The sequence below is a fragment of the Lysinibacillus sphaericus genome (assembly GCF_000600105.1).
In the GTDB taxonomy this organism is placed as follows: domain Bacteria; phylum Bacillota; class Bacilli; order Bacillales_A; family Planococcaceae; genus Lysinibacillus; species Lysinibacillus sphaericus.
The window spans coordinates 1,340,441-1,356,218 of the sequence record NZ_CP006837.1 but is presented as its reverse complement, the minus strand read 5'-3'; the positions used below and the strand labels follow the sequence as shown (position 1 = coordinate 1,356,218).

The 15,778-nt window shown below is 34.9% G+C and carries 17 protein-coding genes; 5 read left to right on the top strand and 12 right to left on the bottom strand.

The genetic code is table 11. The annotated features are described in order from the left end of the window. Positions 1 to 35: 35 nt before the first annotated feature. The 5 genes from T479_RS06165 to T479_RS06145 all read right to left on the bottom strand — a co-directional run bounded on the left by T479_RS06165 (position 36) and on the right by T479_RS06145 (position 2,977). Entirely contained in the window at positions 36 to 641 is a 606-nt protein-coding gene (locus T479_RS06165; RefSeq protein ID WP_025218928.1) for an ABC-2 transporter permease, read from the bottom strand. Next, a complete protein-coding gene (locus T479_RS06160) occupies positions 634 to 1,500 on the bottom strand; it encodes an ABC transporter ATP-binding protein (RefSeq protein ID WP_025218927.1) in 867 nt (288 codons plus the stop codon). The genes T479_RS06165 and T479_RS06160 overlap by 8 nt, the downstream gene beginning before the upstream one ends. A gap of 5 nt (positions 1,501 to 1,505) precedes the next feature. Next, positions 1,506 to 1,877 carry a GntR family transcriptional regulator gene (locus T479_RS06155; protein ID WP_025218926.1) on the bottom strand — a complete coding sequence of 124 codons (372 nt, stop codon included), beginning with the start codon at positions 1,875 to 1,877 and terminating at the stop codon, positions 1,506 to 1,508. 1 nt (position 1,878) lies between these two features. Further along, on the bottom strand, positions 1,879 to 2,196 hold the full coding sequence (locus T479_RS06150; protein ID WP_025218925.1) for a YfzA family protein: 318 nt from the start codon (positions 2,194 to 2,196) through the stop codon (positions 1,879 to 1,881). A 340-nt stretch (positions 2,197 to 2,536) separates the two neighbouring features. Further along, positions 2,537 to 2,977 (bottom strand): VOC family protein, encoded by a 441-nt coding sequence (locus T479_RS06145; RefSeq protein ID WP_025218924.1) that lies wholly within the window; start codon positions 2,975 to 2,977, stop codon positions 2,537 to 2,539. A gap of 314 nt (positions 2,978 to 3,291) precedes the next feature. Here T479_RS06145 and T479_RS06140 point away from each other — a divergent pair, with 314 nt between their 5' ends. After that, a complete protein-coding gene (locus T479_RS06140) occupies positions 3,292 to 3,621 on the top strand; it encodes a GrpB family protein (protein WP_052599457.1) in 330 nt (109 codons plus the stop codon). A 319-nt stretch (positions 3,622 to 3,940) separates the two neighbouring features. Here the strand turns inward: T479_RS06140 and T479_RS06135 are convergent, their stop codons facing one another. The 3 genes from T479_RS06135 to T479_RS06125 all read right to left on the bottom strand — a co-directional run bounded on the left by T479_RS06135 (position 3,941) and on the right by T479_RS06125 (position 7,518). Then, positions 3,941 to 4,522, bottom strand: coding sequence for a DUF4352 domain-containing protein (locus T479_RS06135; protein WP_025218923.1), 582 nt, complete (start codon positions 4,520 to 4,522; stop codon positions 3,941 to 3,943). 711 nt (positions 4,523 to 5,233) lie between these two features. Beyond that, entirely contained in the window at positions 5,234 to 5,899 is a 666-nt protein-coding gene (locus T479_RS06130) for an HAD family hydrolase (protein ID WP_025218922.1), read from the bottom strand. A 284-nt stretch (positions 5,900 to 6,183) separates the two neighbouring features. Next, the gene (locus tag T479_RS06125; RefSeq protein WP_025218921.1) at positions 6,184 to 7,518 is read right to left on the bottom strand and encodes a glutamine synthetase family protein; all 1,335 of its coding nucleotides are present in this window, start codon (positions 7,516 to 7,518) and stop codon (positions 6,184 to 6,186) included. 1,000 nt (positions 7,519 to 8,518) lie between these two features. On the opposite strand from T479_RS06125, the gene T479_RS06120 reads away from it, so the two are divergent. From T479_RS06120 to T479_RS06105, 4 genes are all read left to right on the top strand, one after another. Further along, positions 8,519 to 8,941 (top strand): ATP-binding protein, encoded by a 423-nt coding sequence (locus T479_RS06120; RefSeq protein ID WP_025218920.1) that lies wholly within the window; start codon positions 8,519 to 8,521, stop codon positions 8,939 to 8,941. Between the two features lie 28 nt (positions 8,942 to 8,969). Continuing rightward, positions 8,970 to 10,667, top strand: a complete 1,698-nt coding sequence (locus tag T479_RS06115; protein ID WP_025218919.1) for a methyl-accepting chemotaxis protein — start codon at positions 8,970 to 8,972, stop codon at positions 10,665 to 10,667. 27 nt (positions 10,668 to 10,694) lie between these two features. Continuing rightward, on the top strand, positions 10,695 to 11,081 hold the full coding sequence (locus tag T479_RS06110; protein WP_025218918.1) for an STAS domain-containing protein: 387 nt from the start codon (positions 10,695 to 10,697) through the stop codon (positions 11,079 to 11,081). Between the two features lie 170 nt (positions 11,082 to 11,251). Beyond that, positions 11,252 to 11,806: a hypothetical protein gene (locus T479_RS06105; protein ID WP_025218917.1), complete on the top strand. Its 555-nt coding sequence runs from the start codon at positions 11,252 to 11,254 to the stop codon at positions 11,804 to 11,806. Positions 11,807 to 11,958: 152 nt separating this feature from the next. Here T479_RS06105 and T479_RS06100 read toward each other — a convergent pair whose 3' ends face one another. The 4 genes from T479_RS06100 to T479_RS06090 form a co-directional block, all read right to left on the bottom strand. Further along, positions 11,959 to 13,305, bottom strand: a complete 1,347-nt coding sequence (locus tag T479_RS06100) for a sodium-dependent transporter (protein WP_025218916.1) — start codon at positions 13,303 to 13,305, stop codon at positions 11,959 to 11,961. Between the two features lie 145 nt (positions 13,306 to 13,450). Then, complete coding sequence (locus tag T479_RS23495) at positions 13,451 to 13,612, bottom strand: hypothetical protein (RefSeq protein ID WP_227665421.1); 162 nt, start codon at positions 13,610 to 13,612, stop codon at positions 13,451 to 13,453. A 529-nt stretch (positions 13,613 to 14,141) separates the two neighbouring features. Then, a complete protein-coding gene (locus T479_RS06095; RefSeq protein ID WP_025218915.1) occupies positions 14,142 to 14,486 on the bottom strand; it encodes a hypothetical protein in 345 nt (114 codons plus the stop codon). Positions 14,487 to 15,046: 560 nt separating this feature from the next. Beyond that, positions 15,047 to 15,778, bottom strand: a complete 732-nt coding sequence (locus tag T479_RS06090; RefSeq protein ID WP_024361477.1) for a LytR/AlgR family response regulator transcription factor — start codon at positions 15,776 to 15,778, stop codon at positions 15,047 to 15,049.

The window sequence follows — 15,778 nt, the reverse complement described above, 5'->3', positions numbered from 1 at the left end:
CCATGCTGAAATCGGTGAACGAAGCAGGACATTGATTAAAATGCTTTACGTTGGTAAATTGCTGTAGTAATACCCCACGAAAGTAAAAATACTAGCAAAATCACCACTGTTGCAGCAATATAAATTGTTGTAATGGATAAGTGGATAATAAAATCCGTTATGGCTGTTAAATGTTCAGCTAAAAAGATTACAATAGACGGTCCTATACCTGCTAAAAGGATGAAACTAATCATGATAACCATTGTGATATACCCTGGTTTAAATATATAAAACATTGGCAAAGTAAGGGAAACAAATAATATAAATAACCCTACAGAAATTGCGATATCTGTTAGTGAAAACGTTTTATTAAAGACCATTAATGCTAAGCTTGTCACGGCAATGGATAAAATCATATAAACTAATGCTCCAAGATAGCGTGAAGCAATAATTTCCTTGCGTGTGTATGGTAAAGAATTTAATAAAATATTCGTTTCTGCTTTTTCATCGTAAGCATAAGCATTAAAAGGAATAAAAATACTAGCTACTAAAAAGATAAGAGCAGGATGCGAATCCATAAAAATAAAGAATGCTATAAAAGGAATAAACGTTAAGAGTAGCTTTTTTTGCATGATTACATCGCGCCAGATTAAATTAAACATAGCTTCCTCTCCCTTTCATGTAATACATAATATCTTCCAATGATGCTGGGTCAATGATAACGGACTCTCCGAAAATATTTTTCACTGCGCTAATATTATCCGTTAATGCTTCAAAACCTGTAGATGCACGATGAATGTGTACAAAGGCTTGTTCTGTATCTCGATCCAGCAGATCCAATCTTCCTTTCACAATAGCATAGTTTTCTGTAACATCATGAATGGACTTATTAAACACTAATTGTCCTTTTTGTATAAAAGCTATATAATCTGCAATTCGATTTAAGTCTGTGGTAATATGCGTGGAAAAGAAAATAGTACGATTCCCATCAATCATTAACTCTTGTAAGAGATTCAACAGTTCTCGTCTAAAAATTGGATCTAAACCTGCAGTTGGCTCATCCATGAGTATTAGCTCGGCATGATGTGATAACGCTATCGCCAACGAAGCCTTCATTTGCATTCCTTTTGAGAAAGTTTTCACTGCTTTATTCATCGGTAATTCGAATTGTTCCACATATTGATAAAATAATGTATCATCCCAATTTTTATAAGCTGGTGCAACAATACGCTTGATATCTTTTAAGTTGAGCCCTTCAAAAAATACATTGCCATCATATACAAACCCAATGCGTTCCTTGATTGCCTTCTCATGGGTCTTGTAGTCTAACCCAAAAACCTTCACTTCCCCTGCATCTGCCTTTAATAAATTCATCATCATCTTTATCGTTGTCGATTTACCAGCCCCATTTGCCCCTATAAATCCTGTTACAAACCCTTGCTTTACTTGTAAATCAATATTTTTCACTGAAAAACCTTTAAAATGTTTTGTTACGTTTTTTAACTCAATTACATTTTCCACTTATCTCACTCCTCAGACAAAATATCCAATAATTGATGCAATTCATCGAGTGACAGGCCAATTTCTTTACTATTCGTTATAACGGCACTCAACTGCTCCTCAATGACCTTCTGTTTTTTCTCTCTAATTACTTCAAGATTTTGCTCTGCGACAAAAGAACCCTTTCCAACAATAGAATAGATAAAGCCTGCTTTCTCTAATTCCTCATAAGCACGTTTAGTCGTGATCACACTAATTTGTAAATCCTGTGCGAGTTTGCGCATCGAAGGTATGGCTGCACCCTCTTGTAGCTCCCCAGCTAAAATAGATGATTTAATTTGATTTGTAATTTGTTCATAAATCGGCTCCTTTGAACTATTGGAAATAATTATTTGCATGCTAATCCCTCTTCTTCCTATTTTCAAAACCTCTTTGTATGATGTCATGTATTGCTTGAATGAGAATGGCAATCACGTGAACTGTTGTGACCAAATTAAAAAATGGAAAGGAATAAGGAGCAATCCATTTAGTAAAGAGCTTCAAATCGAGTATCCATCTTGCAATTCTGGCAAATAAGTTGCCACTATCGTTGATATTTGGCTCCAGTAAAGTGCCATCAATAGCGATAAAAATCAATTGAACAATCAAAAAGGCACCAATGGTAAGCACCCATCGTTTTCCAAGTTGATTGTTATATACTTTATCAGTTCCTATCATTTAATCTCCTCTCTATAGCTCGCTTAGCACTCCAAATTCATTATAATGTATATATACTATATACACATTATATACAAAATTAAAATTTGTGCAACTTTTTCCAAAAAAAATTCCCGTGGCTATTCTTCAAAGTTATGACCAAACCTATCAGTAGAATTAAAAAAAGACACGCACAAAGCAGGTTATGACCCTGTCTGTTCATGCCTTTGAATTTCATTGCTCCAATTTCTAGTTATCTCCAAATTTACCTCAATTCCTTCTAAAATGCTCTTAGCTTTAGTTAACTACAGCTTTCGTCATCAAGTAATCATCCTTTCGTGTAGCGTCATATAGCCCACCATTACTTTTCGATTTCTTCAGCTAACTCCAAAATAATGCCCTCTGGACCTCGCACGTAGCAAAGCTTATAGCGTTCTTCGTATTGCTGTATCTCACTAAAGATTTCCTTACCGTTCTTTTTTAGTTTGGCAACAATCGCTTCAATATTTTCAACAGCAAATGCGATATGTCGGATACCCAAAGTATTAGCACAGGGTAGCTGAAAATCCCCTTTAGCTAACGGGGAATAAAATTTTATTAGTTCTATCCAAGTCTGACCGTCCGGCATGCCCAATCCCACACACGCTACTTTTGCGTCAGAAAGCCCAGCTGCATATCCCATCAACTCTCCTGCCATTTCCCATTCCCCTTTCACCTCAAGTCCAAAATCGAGAAAAAACGCTTTAGCGGCAGAGAGGTCATTGACAATTATCCCTATATGATCCATTCTTTTAATCTTCAACTTTTACCCCTCCTATATCCCCTTATTTTACTATTATGTACACTGCAACTGCTAATAATAGCCTACCAGCATAGCCAGTAAAAATTTTATTTTATGTGCATTCTTCTCTATATATTTTTTCTGGATTGATTAGCTCTTGGGTTACTTAACTTAAAACTTCGTTTTGGAATTACTGTCTATATAATTTTCACCTCTCCTTACATAAGAACTCGACTTTCTTAAAGATTGTCGTTATCAACTTAAAAGCCATTTTCATCTAACGAAGTTTTCACTTAAGTTTATCGAATTTGAATATGTAAAAAAAAGAATTGTTGATGTTATTAGGTGATAGAATTGTTGGCATTGAACATATAAGAAGCACTTCTATAAAGGGATTGGAAGCGAAACCAATAATCAATATTATTGTGGGTGTCGAAGATTTAGATGAAGTTTCCAGCTTTATTACCCCTCTTAGTGAAATCGATTTTGAATATGTTCATAAACCTGAGTTTATATATAGATGTTTTTTTAGGAAAGGACTATGGGGACAGGGTACTTGTCATTTGCATATTTGTGAAATTAACAGCAGTGAGTGGATTGAAAAATTATTGTTTCGAGATTATCTTAGATTACCCCTCCACATAGCTAAAGAGTATGCTTCATAAAAAAAGAACATGTTTCTAAATATAAGTTCGATAGACCAACATATACAAAGAAGAAAGAAACGTTTATTAAAACCATTATTGAAAATAGCCAAGAAGGAAATTACTGAAAATAAACATCTTTTATTCATGTTACGGGGAGCTTTAGTGAAAACAGCGACAACCATTGCATCCATCTGGTTAACCATCATAAAACATCATTATTCACTGCTCGCACGGTTGACTCAAACGATTTTGTATTTGAATTGCTGTTAGGGTAGTCACCATGAATGCACCTCTTTTTTTAAAAATAAAAAGCCACCCAAATGAGTGACTTAATAAGTTAATTTAAATTTATTATACCTGTTTCTGTTCCCCAAAAACCAGTTTGAACTTGTAAATCAAGTCCAGTTAAACCTGCTGGAACTTCAAATAAAACATTTCCTGTTAATGCAAGACCTGGATTTATACCTTCATATAAAAAATATTTATCATCTGCAACAATAATGGATGATGGTGAGTATTCTGCCCCATTAGATGCAATTAGTTTAAAGAAACTTGAATCTGTATTAATTGATTCTGTTCCATCATTTCTCACAGTTACGTTTACATTTAAGAAAACAGCACCTTCTGCTTCAGGTTTATACTTCATATAACCACCTGCAGCACTAATCTCATTAGTTTCACCTATAGAATTAGCTTTAAATGTCACTTTACCTACAGTAAGTTCTTGACCAATACTAACTTTTTTATTTTCATTAGTAGATTCCTCTTTTTTACCATCGTCTTTAGTTGTGGCTGAAACAGGTTCTTTTTCTTTTTCAGTTGCTTTATTACTATTATCACCAAGTAATGCACCGATAATGATTAATAATACGAATAAAGCAACAATACCACCACAACCAAATTTAAAAAATTTTTTCATAAATATATCCCTCCTATCCATAAATATACATGTATTTGAATTACAATTCTATTACTATTTTCATAAAATTACTTTTTTAATTCAAATTTCAACATTATTCTCGCCTCTTCCAATGAAAAAACACCCTTAATTGAGAGTGTCTATTATCTAAAATAGTTTTACTTTCTCTATTACCTTATTCAAAAGAGTATGTTCAGTAAGAATTAAATCGATTTCAAGGACATACCATTTGTCCCAGAAGAGTTTTTACATGGTGATATTTGTTCCACCGCACTTGGTATGTAGATTTAGTGTTCAACATGCTTTTAATTGTATAACAAGTTACGATCAAAAATTTTGTGATAAGTATAAGGTTTTCAAGATAGGAACATTCCATTAAACCAATAAAAATTAATGGTATCTCCAATATTTATTTTTTCCAGATAAGGATTTATATATCCAATTTAAATACATACTGGATAAATCCTCTGGTATGATAAATAGACCATGAATTAACTCTTATATTATTGCGTGATAACAAATCGCCTCTACACTGGGCAATTTGTAGACAGCAAAACAAACCCATGTGGGCAAAAAAATAAAGAAGTGTCGGCGCCTTACAGCCCCAACACTTCTTTGTTAGTACATCGTCAAATATTCATCGCGTTCCCAGTCGTGGACGCGTTAGGGGTTTTCTGTCCCTATTAAATATGGAAAATCCCCAAATGTATGCTAAAAATCCAATTTTTTTAAAATCTCAGGAAGTTTTAAATAATCATCAATTATTGCATCTGCTTCTATATCAGTCCATTGATTATCTCTTTTCCAAATCCCCTTCATTCCAACGTTTTGAGCAGCTTTCACATCATTTTCTGGATGGTCACCAATAAATACACTTTCTGAAGGTTCTACGTTTAATTTTTCTAATGCATTTATAAAGATTTGAGGATTAGGTTTCTTCATTCCTTCCCATTCAGATACTAATATTACGTCAAAATATTGATCAATGTTCAAAGCTTTAATATTTTCCATTTGGAACTGACCGAACCCATTTGTAATCATGCCTAAAGCGATTTTATTATTTTTCAGCTCCTCCAACATTTCATGAATATGAGGAAATCCTACACAATGATTTTTGAATTCTTTTAAATAATCTTGTAGAAATACTTCGCATGTTACTGAAGATATATTAAATTCATCAATCAGTTGTTGGTATACTTTATCCTTCCAAATATATCCACTATTGTCTAATTCAATAAATCTTGAAATATACTGCTCTTTTGAAATATGAGATAGTAACTCAAATAATCTTTCATATTGCTGGTTTATAAAAAGCTCAATCGATTTATCACGATTCAATAAAGTTCCATCTAAATCAAATAATACAGCTTTAAACATTTTAGAATTCCTCCCACAGGACAATATTTACTCAACATTAATATTACCAAAATAATCCACTTTGTAATATAAACATTTCCCAAAGCAGGATTATAGGATATTTTTCTCTTAACATTATAAATTTCAAATGAACTACAATAAATAATTGTTTTTTAGTTCTAAAAGGAGAGCTACTATTATTAAGTGACATGGAAACAATTTTTAGAAACTATAACAGCAAAACAAACCCATGTGGGCAAAAAAACAAAGAAGTGTCGGCGCCTTACAGCCCCAACACTTCTTTTTTAGTACATCGTCAAATATTCATCGCGTTCCCAGTCGTGGACGCGTGTGCGGTATTTGTTCCATTCAATTTCTTTCGCTGCAGTGAACTTTTCAAAAATATGAATGCCTAGTGCGTCACGAACGGTATGGTCCATTTCTAGTTCTATCAGTGCATATTCTAATGAAGATGGTAAACTATCGATGCCATTCATTTCACGTTCTACACGATTCATTTTATAAATATTTCGGTCCACAGCGTCTGGTGGTGTTAAGCCTTTGCGAATCCCATCGAGCCCAGAGGCTAAAATAACTGCCATTGCTAAGTATGGGTTGGCTGCTGGATCAACAGAACGCAATTCAATACGTGTGGAAAGTCCTCGCACCGCAGGGATACGAATAAGCGGTGAGCGATTTTGTGCTGACCAAGCTACGTAACATGGCGCCTCATAGCCAGGCACTAAACGTTTGTAGGAATTGACTAATGGATTCGTTACTGCTGTAAAGCCGTGCACATGCTTCATAATCCCTGCCATAAAACTACGTGCCGTTTGACTTAATTGCAATTCTGCATGTTCATCATAGAAGGCATTATTTTCTCCTTCAAATAATGACAGATTAAAGTGCATTCCTGAACCATTCACTCCAAATAAAGGTTTCGGCATAAAAGTTGCATGCAAGCCGTGTTGAGCTGCTACCGTTTTAACAACTAGTTTAAACGTTTGAATGTTATCACATGCTTCAATGGCACTGGCATATTTAAAGTCAATTTCATGCTGACCCGGTGCCACTTCATGATGGGACGCTTCAATTTCAAAACCCATGCCCTCTAGCTCCAGCACAATATCCCGTCGACAGTTTTCACCTAAATCCGTCGGCGCTAAATCGAAATACCCACCGCTATCATTTAATTCCAGTGTTGGATGGCCTTTTTCATCTAGTTTAAATAAGAAAAATTCTGGTTCTGGTCCTAGGTTAAACGAAGTAAAGCCCAATTCTTCCATTTCTTTTAAGACGCGCTTCAAGTTAGAGCGTGGATCGCCCTCAAATGCTGTACCGTCTGGCCGTGCAATATCACATATAAAGCGTGCTACCTTGCCTCTTTCAGCCGTCCACGGGAAGATTACGAATGTATCAAGATCCGGGCGTAAATACATATCGGATTCCTCAATACGAACAAATCCTTCAATCGAGGAACCATCAAACATCACTTTATTGTCTAATGCCTTAGCTAACTGACTAACTGGTATTTCTACATTCTTGATTGAGCCCAATATATCAGTAAATTGTAGGCGAATAAATTTCACATTTTCCTCTTTCACCATGCGGATAATATCATCTCTAGTATGATGTTTCATTCTTCACCACTCCAATTTGTCATTTTTCTTAACATCCGTTTTTTAGAACTGCTTTTAAATTACACTAAAACAACTAGTGAGCGCAATGGGCATGTTATGTTTTATTACATAGAATTTTTAGAATATTCTTATCTTCTTTTTAGATGTATAGAAGCCTACTTGTTGCCCTTCATTGTCCACCCTAAATAAAAGGCTAGTGAAATAGTCTATAAGTATCAATATCTGAGCAAAAAATAAAACTTAAATATTAATTAAAATATATTTTATATAGAACATTAGTCTTGATTTTTTTATATTTTACTGGTACATTAAAAGCGAATTTATTTTTATAGAGTTTATTGGATACTTTGAACTATTCAATAAATGGATATTTACCATTGTCTATTAAAGTAATTGTATAATTCGAAAGTACCTTTTATAATTATGACGTTGGTGGATAAAGACCTTTAATTCCATCTAGTTCTATACTCCCTTTAAACGGTCTTAAACTACCAAGTTAAAGCCCAACTTCGCAAGCTCCAAGTAAAAGATTAGTCATCGCCAAAATTTCCTTAACAATGCATGGTCACCAACTAAAATACATAGACTTCCTAGTATTTTTCACTGCTATAGGTGTGACATGTACTACGAGGGTGATAACAGCAATATTTAAAACTATACGTTGCGAGTAAACTCGTTCTCTACTTGTGAATACACACTACCGTTAAATAACGAACTTGTTTCAAACATTACGGATTGTGATTAAATCGTTAGCTACATAATCTAGCGTTTAGAAGGTTACACAGAGCCTAACAAGGTATATTTATGACGATAATGACAGCTTTTGTATGAAAAGAAACATTTTTTATGCGCTAAAAGCCTTTCCCTTTATGGCGTCAGGCACTTCCATTTATTATTTTCTCACTATAATGGCGATGACCTATTTTATTTGCTTACATTTTTTACTGAAATGCTAGCGAAAATGTAATTGTTATTTCAAGTACAAGATAGGTGATTGGTATTGGAATTTACACTGCGAGTTCAAGCGAATATGCAAGCAGTTCATTTTATAGATAAGACAATGGAAAATTATACAACGCTTTATAATGTACCTTTTAGTAGAGAATTACGTTTTGTCTTACACGAATTAGTTATTAATGCAGTTGAAGCAACGGAAAAATCATTACATCCCCTCTCCCACAACACAATTCAAGTGAAAGTAACACACAACGACGAGGAAATTAAGTTAACCGTTATCGATGAAGCACAAGGAATTACCGAAAATAATTTGGAAAAGGCTTTGCAATTTGATCTTAACGAACATAATTATACAGATCGAGGTCGCGGGTTATTTTTTGTCAAACAAATGGTGGATTCTATTTGGTTCAAACATATTTCGAAAACAAAATTTTTAGTCGGTGTTTCTAAGAAAATTCATGGATAGGTACATCTGAGATTAGGAGGGACTTTTTATGAAATGGACAATCCGCAAAAAAATTAACTTACTACTCATTACTTGCATTTTACTTATGATTACGGTAATAACGATTGTTGATTATACCGATGCTAAAAATAATCTTATAAAAACCATCAATACAAAACTACTATCGGATATAGATTCAAGTTACGAGTATTTAGATGCTAAAATTCCCGGTGACTGGCACATCAAAAATAATGAATTGCATAAAGGAGATGTGAAAATTGTTGGTAATTTTGATATTGTTGACAAACTCAGTAAACTAACACATGGTGATGCCATCACAATCTTTCAATATGATACTCGGGTTAGTACAAATATTATTGAAAATGGAGAGAGAGCTATTAATACAAAGGCTCCTAGTGAATTAATCACGACCGTTTTAGAGCAAAAAGAACAGCGCTATATCGGTTCAGCAGATGTGCTAGGGGAGCCATACGAAGTCGTTACAGGACCTATTACAAATAACTTGAACGAAATTATAGGCATGTTGTCAATTGCCTTACCATTAGCGACCTATACGAATGCCGCTATTGAAAGTGTCATGAAAAATGTTATCGTGTTATTAATTATTTCAGCTCTACTGTTTGTCATCATCAGTTGGTTTCTACAACGCCAAATTATTTCGCCCATCAATCAATTAAGCGCCAATGCCAATGAACTAGCAGATTTAAATTTAAATGTGAAAATATTACATCCTAAAGGACAAGATGAAATTGCTAATTTAGCACAAGCTTTCAATGCGATGAAGACTCGTATAACTGAAACAATCAACGTTGTCGCCAATAGCGCCAATCAAATCGCTAGTTCTTCGCTAGTTTTAGCAGAATCTTCTCGCCAAACTAGCGAAGCCTCAAACCAAGTGGCATTAACAATGAATGATATTGCAAGCGGCACTAGCACGCAATCCGATCAGGCGGAGCATATTGTGAAAATGATGCAAAAAACGAATGATGAAGTAGCCAATAGCTTACAAAAGGCAGAAGCTACTTTAGAGAGAGCCATTCAATCGACCCACATCGCACGAAAAGGCGAGGATGCGATTAACGAAGCCATAAAACATTTAAACTCTGTCACGCAAACCGTTTCCTACGCTACCGATTCTATTCAAAAACTAGGCAAACGTTCCGAAGAAATCGGCGGTATTATAACTGTTATTACAGGGATTGCGGAACAAACAAATTTATTGGCATTAAACGCCGCTATCGAAGCAGCTCGAGCGGGTGAGCAAGGAAAAGGTTTCGCCGTAGTAGCTTCCGAAGTACGCCAGCTAGCCGAACAATCAAGTTTAGCTTCTGGGCAAATTACGAGTTTAATTAAAGATATACAAGCCGAAACCGCTGTAACCGTTCGGACAATGGAAAGTAATTTACTCGCTGTCGAAGAGCAGGTACACATCATTAGTAAAGGAGGCAATGCTTTACAAGAGATCGTCGAACAAGTTGTGGAAACAGAGCAAGGTGTGAAGGAAATGAAATCAGCATTCACCCATGTCAATGACAATTCATTAGATGTCCAACAAGCTATACATGATATCTCACGTATTATTGAAGATTCTGCAGCAGCGACCGAAGAAATTGCAGCAACTTCCGAAGAACAGCACGCAACCGTTGCGGAAATCTCACAAAACTCAGAGGAATTAGCCGAAATTTCGACTAACTTACAAAACGAAGTAAATAAATTTACAATCTAACTTTAAACATATAAGGAGGCGTAATTTATGAATCAGAAAAATATGATTAATATTGATACTAAGGCTGATTATATTTTAATCGCCTTTACTGGTAAATTAGAATATGGATTGATTGGGGATTTAAAAGAGGAGCTTCACGCGATTAGTTTTGACACAAAACACGGCTATATTATCGATATGCAAAAGGTGACGAATATTGATAGTACTGGTTTTGGTATGATTATCAATTTTGCAAAGAAAGTCACAACGCTCGATAAGAAAATAGCGATTATTGTGACAGATGATTTTATTCGTAAATTATTTGCCATCTCACAATGCGATAAAGTTTTCCCTATTGCCAAAAGTGAACTCCAAGCGAAGCAGTTCATTAAAGAAGAAAAATGGTTCGGCGAACTCGCACTAAGTGAATATTAAATGGTGACAGGCACGCAAACAATTCTGACAATAGTTTAAACAGCGGAGCAGACATATATTCGTCTGCTCTTTTTTGTCTAAGGCTATAGAGAAATAAGTTAAATGCACACACAGGCAAAAAAAGATAAATTAAATAAACTAGTAGAAAAATGTATTAGGAGGTACAGTCTTTGAATCGTTGTCCAAAAAATTGTTCATGCGAACGTTGCCAATCTAGTTTGCCTGTTATTAAAGCCATCGATATTTGTCACATCAATCCAAACGCACAACCGCCAGCAGTATCCCCTTCCACATACGGGAACTTTTTTCAAACAAATTTTATCACGCTTGCTACCAATCAAGCTATGCCTTGGAACGGTATGGGGGAAACAGCTGGTATCACGTTAGACCCCGATACAGTGACTATCAGAGTGTCCCAAGGAGGGGCGTACTATATTGATTATCATGTAAATGGAAACTTCTCCCCATTCGGGACAGGTAACGTTACAATCGTTACAGCTCTTTTTGTTAATAATGCCGAAGTGAATCCAATCCAAACGAGATATGGAGCATTAAATACAGAAGTCGATAGATATGAATGCGTACCAATTACTGGAGGAACAATTGTGTTTATCCCAGATAATGGAACAGTTCAATTAAGAAATATCGGGCCAGACTTCCGTACTTGCGATGGCGGAATTGTACTCGCCGCTTCAATAAATTTGATAAAAGTTAGCTCATCTTAATGTCTTGAAGTGCCAAAAACATAGTACCTGTAGTTAAAACACTTGCAAAGAGTGCTTTAATGGCAGGTATTTTTTTCACTACCACTTGGTGCTTAATCGAAAAAAAGATGGTTCCTGTACAATACAAGAACCATCTCTAAGCTGCTTTACAATTATTTTTGTAGAAGCATATTTAATAAAACAACGATAATTACAATTGGGACGACCACTAACATAAGTAGCCGATACGTGTTATAAAACCCTTGCCCCACTTGACTTCCCATAAGCAATTCTTTTTTCACAAAGTCTTTATCTACTACATAGGCAATAAAAATGGCTATCAATAAATTGCCCAATGGTAGCATTAAATTAGACACTAAATAATCAGTAGCATCAAAGATTGACTTGCCAAATATGGAAACATCCGCTAATAAACTTGACGATAATGCCGATGGAATTGCCGCAACAAAAACAATGACTCCAAGTAATAACGTTAAGACTGAACGCGAAATATGCCATTTTTCAATAAATGCTGCCACGATGATTTCATATAAACTAAACGACGAAGTTAATGTCGCAAATAAAAATAGTAATAAAAACAGGGCTAAAAACACTTCCCCAAAAGGCATTTGACTAAATGCTGTCGGCAGCACCATAAATAATAAGCCAGGCCCAGCTTGTGGTTCTAAATCAAAGGCAAATACAACTGGGAAAATAGCTAGTCCTGCTAATAACGACACAAGTACCGTCAAGATAACAACGGAACCTGCTGAGTTTGGTAAACTAACATCTTTTTTCAAATACGAACTATATGTAACCAAACAAGAGAACCCTACTGCCAAACCAAAGAATGACTGCCCTAGCGCCTCTAGTAACGCTTTACCTGTTATATTAGAAAAATCAGGCCATAAGAAGAATTTCACACCTTCCATTGCCCCATCTAAAGTTAATGCACGAATAACAAGAATGATAAACATCACAAATAATAATGGCATCATCCACTTATTTGCTTTTTCAATACCATTTTGTACACCTAGCGAAATAACAAGTACATTGGTTAGTGTAAATAACGCTAAACCTAGTAATGTAATCCACGGTGTGCTAATAATCTTTCCAAATAAATCGCCTGGATTAACTGAAGAATCAATAACTGCACCTGATACACCAAGGCCGCTGTAAATAAAAATCCATCCTCCTACAACACTGTAAAAGGTTAATAACAGAAAACATCCCAGTACACCCATACGTCCAATCCAAGCCCAAGCTGGTTTCGTTGGCACAATTTTTTTATAGGCAGTGACAGCTTCCGATTGCGTACCCCGCCCTAAAATATACTCGGATAATAACATCGGTAGGCCAATCAATAATGTAAAAAGCACAAAAATTAGGAAAAATGCGCCTCCACCACTTTGCCCTGTGACATAGGGTAACTTCCAAATAGCCCCTAGCCCAATTGCCGCACCCGCTGATGCTAAAATAAACCCTAATTTACTGGACCACTGTCCTTTATTCTCACTCATCTCTTCAATCTCCTCAAAACTAACTAATCTCTTATTAATTGTACATTAAAATAGTAAATTAGACTAGACAGTTCCTAAATTTCCCAGTACGCTATTGGCTCTATATAAAAAACCTCGAACATAAATATGTTCGAGGTGAAATGAATTATTTCGATAAATACATTGTGCGTTGTTGGTTGATCCATTGGCGCATCGTTGTGAATAACAATGCCATAATCGCCGTTAATAACACACCTTTCACGATATTAAATGGTAAAATGCCTGCAACAATCATTGTGTATAATGAATCGCCAACGACTGGCTCCATACCTAAGAAATAAGCTAAATGAGGGAATTAGCGTAAAAAGTATAAGTATCAATAGTTTATAAGTAATGAACACTAATTTATTCAATGTTAATATCGATTGTAATGGAGTTATTACTGAATTACAAGTATGTTCTTAACTGCAAGATAATCTCACTACCGAAAAGTTAGGAGTGAAAGTTAGGAACTTGAAATCCTATTGCTACACTCTGCACTCAACCAGCTTAGGAAGCATCCATAGATACCATCAAAGAATGAATCAACTTTCACACTCACAGGAGGTTCACAGACGTTCCTACAACTCCATAGATAACTTTGTACTTTACATGATACAATTTAATACTGTTATAAATCTTATGCCGAGAATAATCTCAAATTAAAAAACGAGATAAACACTTAATTATCTCGCTTCTTTGCTTCCATTTGGCTTCATAGGAACGCTATCAAGCCATTCTGTAACCTTGAAATACCCCTCAGACATGCCCATTTTGAACACTCTGTTTTGTAGAAGAAAATTTCCTAATAACTAGTCCTATTCGCCATTAAAGAATCTTTCAAGTTCTGCTCTCTTTTCTTCCTCCGTCATATCTTCTATTGGCTTGTATTCTCCATCTACATTATAATCAGCAGGATTGTCGCTAGGACCATTTTCAGGGACATATTCACCGTTTGAATTGTAATCATTCGGATTCGTAGACGGAGCTAAAGGGTCATTTATTAGTTCATCTTCCGTATAAGGTGAACTCGTATTACCTGTGTCATTTGTATCTTCATATGAATCAATATCACTTGAATCAACATCGCTTGAATCACTGCAAGCCGATAAAACTAGTAATACAAGCATGGAAAATAAGAGTACCAACCTTTTTCTTTTCAAAATTCACCAATCCTCCAATTTTGTAAATCATAGGGATTATATCATAAATGGTTCTTGTTATACTTACTATCTTTCAAGTATTTTCAGGACAACTGTACTTTCCATAAATTAAAAATATAATGGTTTATTAAAGGTGAGGAATCACATTTTATCAAAAGCAGACAAGTTTCTTAACATAGCATATCCCCCTTGAGTAGTAAGCTCTTTGGTTGACAGTGAAAAGTCTACATCAAATAATCCTGTCTTATTGGTCATAAAAAAAATCCTCCATACAATTGAATTGGAAGATAATTTCGGTACAATATTTACGTAATTTTCAAGGTAATAAAAAAGGGATTCTGAATCAGTGACCGAAGACCTAGTTTCTCTCAAATCCAATTGTATCAATGGTTTGCTACTGTTTTTTTAGACGTCCCCAGGAGGGGCAGCCTCTGTTTAGCCAACTTTTTTGGGCTTTAATTATCTGGTCTGTGCTACCTCGTCAATCGAGTGGCAGATAGGGCTTAAAGATGAACTGGCATTTAACGTAAATTATGCTAATAAAAACTGGATGAATTTATTTAATTAACACGTGTGATATTTTTTGTGTAACGAAATGAAACCAAACATTTATGTCCATTACTCATGGTAAGCATTCTTTCTTTAGGAGAAAACTCTATCATGTAATCTATATTTATTAAATAACTATTATGACAACGTCGGAATCTGCTATCTAATTTTTCATAGTCTTTGAGTTTCCCATAAAATTCGTATGTTCCATCTTTGGTATGTAATCTCAGCTTATGAGCCACTGTTGCTGTTTCTAAGTAATAAATATTTGCGTATTTAATATTTTTAATGTTTTCTCCAACCTTTATCTGTAACATATTAACTCTATCACTTTGTTGACCAATAGAAACATATCGTTGGTATGCAGTATTTAAAGCAAGTGTTAGGTTTTCTTGAAAAATTTCTTTATCAGGATCTTTTACAATATAATCCATCGCAGCAATTTTATATTTAAAAGTTAACCTTAGCTTATCAGCAAACATTGTAACAAAAATAATATTTGCTAATGAATCCTTTTCTCTAATTAAGCTTGCCAATTCTAATCCACACATAATGCCTTCTAAATCAATATCTAAAAAGTAACAATCGGCTGGATATTGATTTATATAACTTAATACTTCGGCACCACTTGAAGCACATAAAACAACCTCAGTGCCGGGTAAATGAAAGTTAGCATATTGAACAATCTCATTTAAAATAAATTGCCGTTGTGAAATGTCGTCTTCACATATAATAACTCTCAA

Bases quoted from the DNA above. Each gene is read 5' to 3' on its own strand.
- T479_RS06165 (WP_025218928.1), bottom strand. From the start codon at position 641: ATGTTTAATTTAATCTGGCGCGATGTAATCATGCAAAAAAAGCTACTC.
- T479_RS06135 (WP_025218923.1), bottom strand. From the start codon at position 4,522: ATGAAAAAATTTTTTAAATTTGGTTGTGGTGGTATTGTTGCTTTATTC.
- T479_RS06125 (WP_025218921.1), bottom strand. From the start codon at position 7,518: ATGAAACATCATACTAGAGATGATATTATCCGCATGGTGAAAGAGGAA.
- T479_RS06150 (WP_025218925.1), bottom strand. From the start codon at position 2,196: ATGATAGGAACTGATAAAGTATATAACAATCAACTTGGAAAACGATGG.
- T479_RS06115 (WP_025218919.1), top strand. From the start codon at position 8,970: ATGAAATGGACAATCCGCAAAAAAATTAACTTACTACTCATTACTTGC.
- T479_RS06110 (WP_025218918.1), top strand. From the start codon at position 10,695: ATGAATCAGAAAAATATGATTAATATTGATACTAAGGCTGATTATATT.
- T479_RS06130 (WP_025218922.1), bottom strand. From the start codon at position 5,899: ATGTTTAAAGCTGTATTATTTGATTTAGATGGAACTTTATTGAATCGT.
- T479_RS06140 (WP_052599457.1), top strand. From the start codon at position 3,292: ATGTTATTAGGTGATAGAATTGTTGGCATTGAACATATAAGAAGCACT.
- T479_RS06100 (WP_025218916.1), bottom strand. From the start codon at position 13,305: ATGAGTGAGAATAAAGGACAGTGGTCCAGTAAATTAGGGTTTATTTTA.
- T479_RS23495 (WP_227665421.1), bottom strand. From the start codon at position 13,612: ATGGAGCCAGTCGTTGGCGATTCATTATACACAATGATTGTTGCAGGC.
- T479_RS06155 (WP_025218926.1), bottom strand. From the start codon at position 1,877: ATGCAAATAATTATTTCCAATAGTTCAAAGGAGCCGATTTATGAACAA.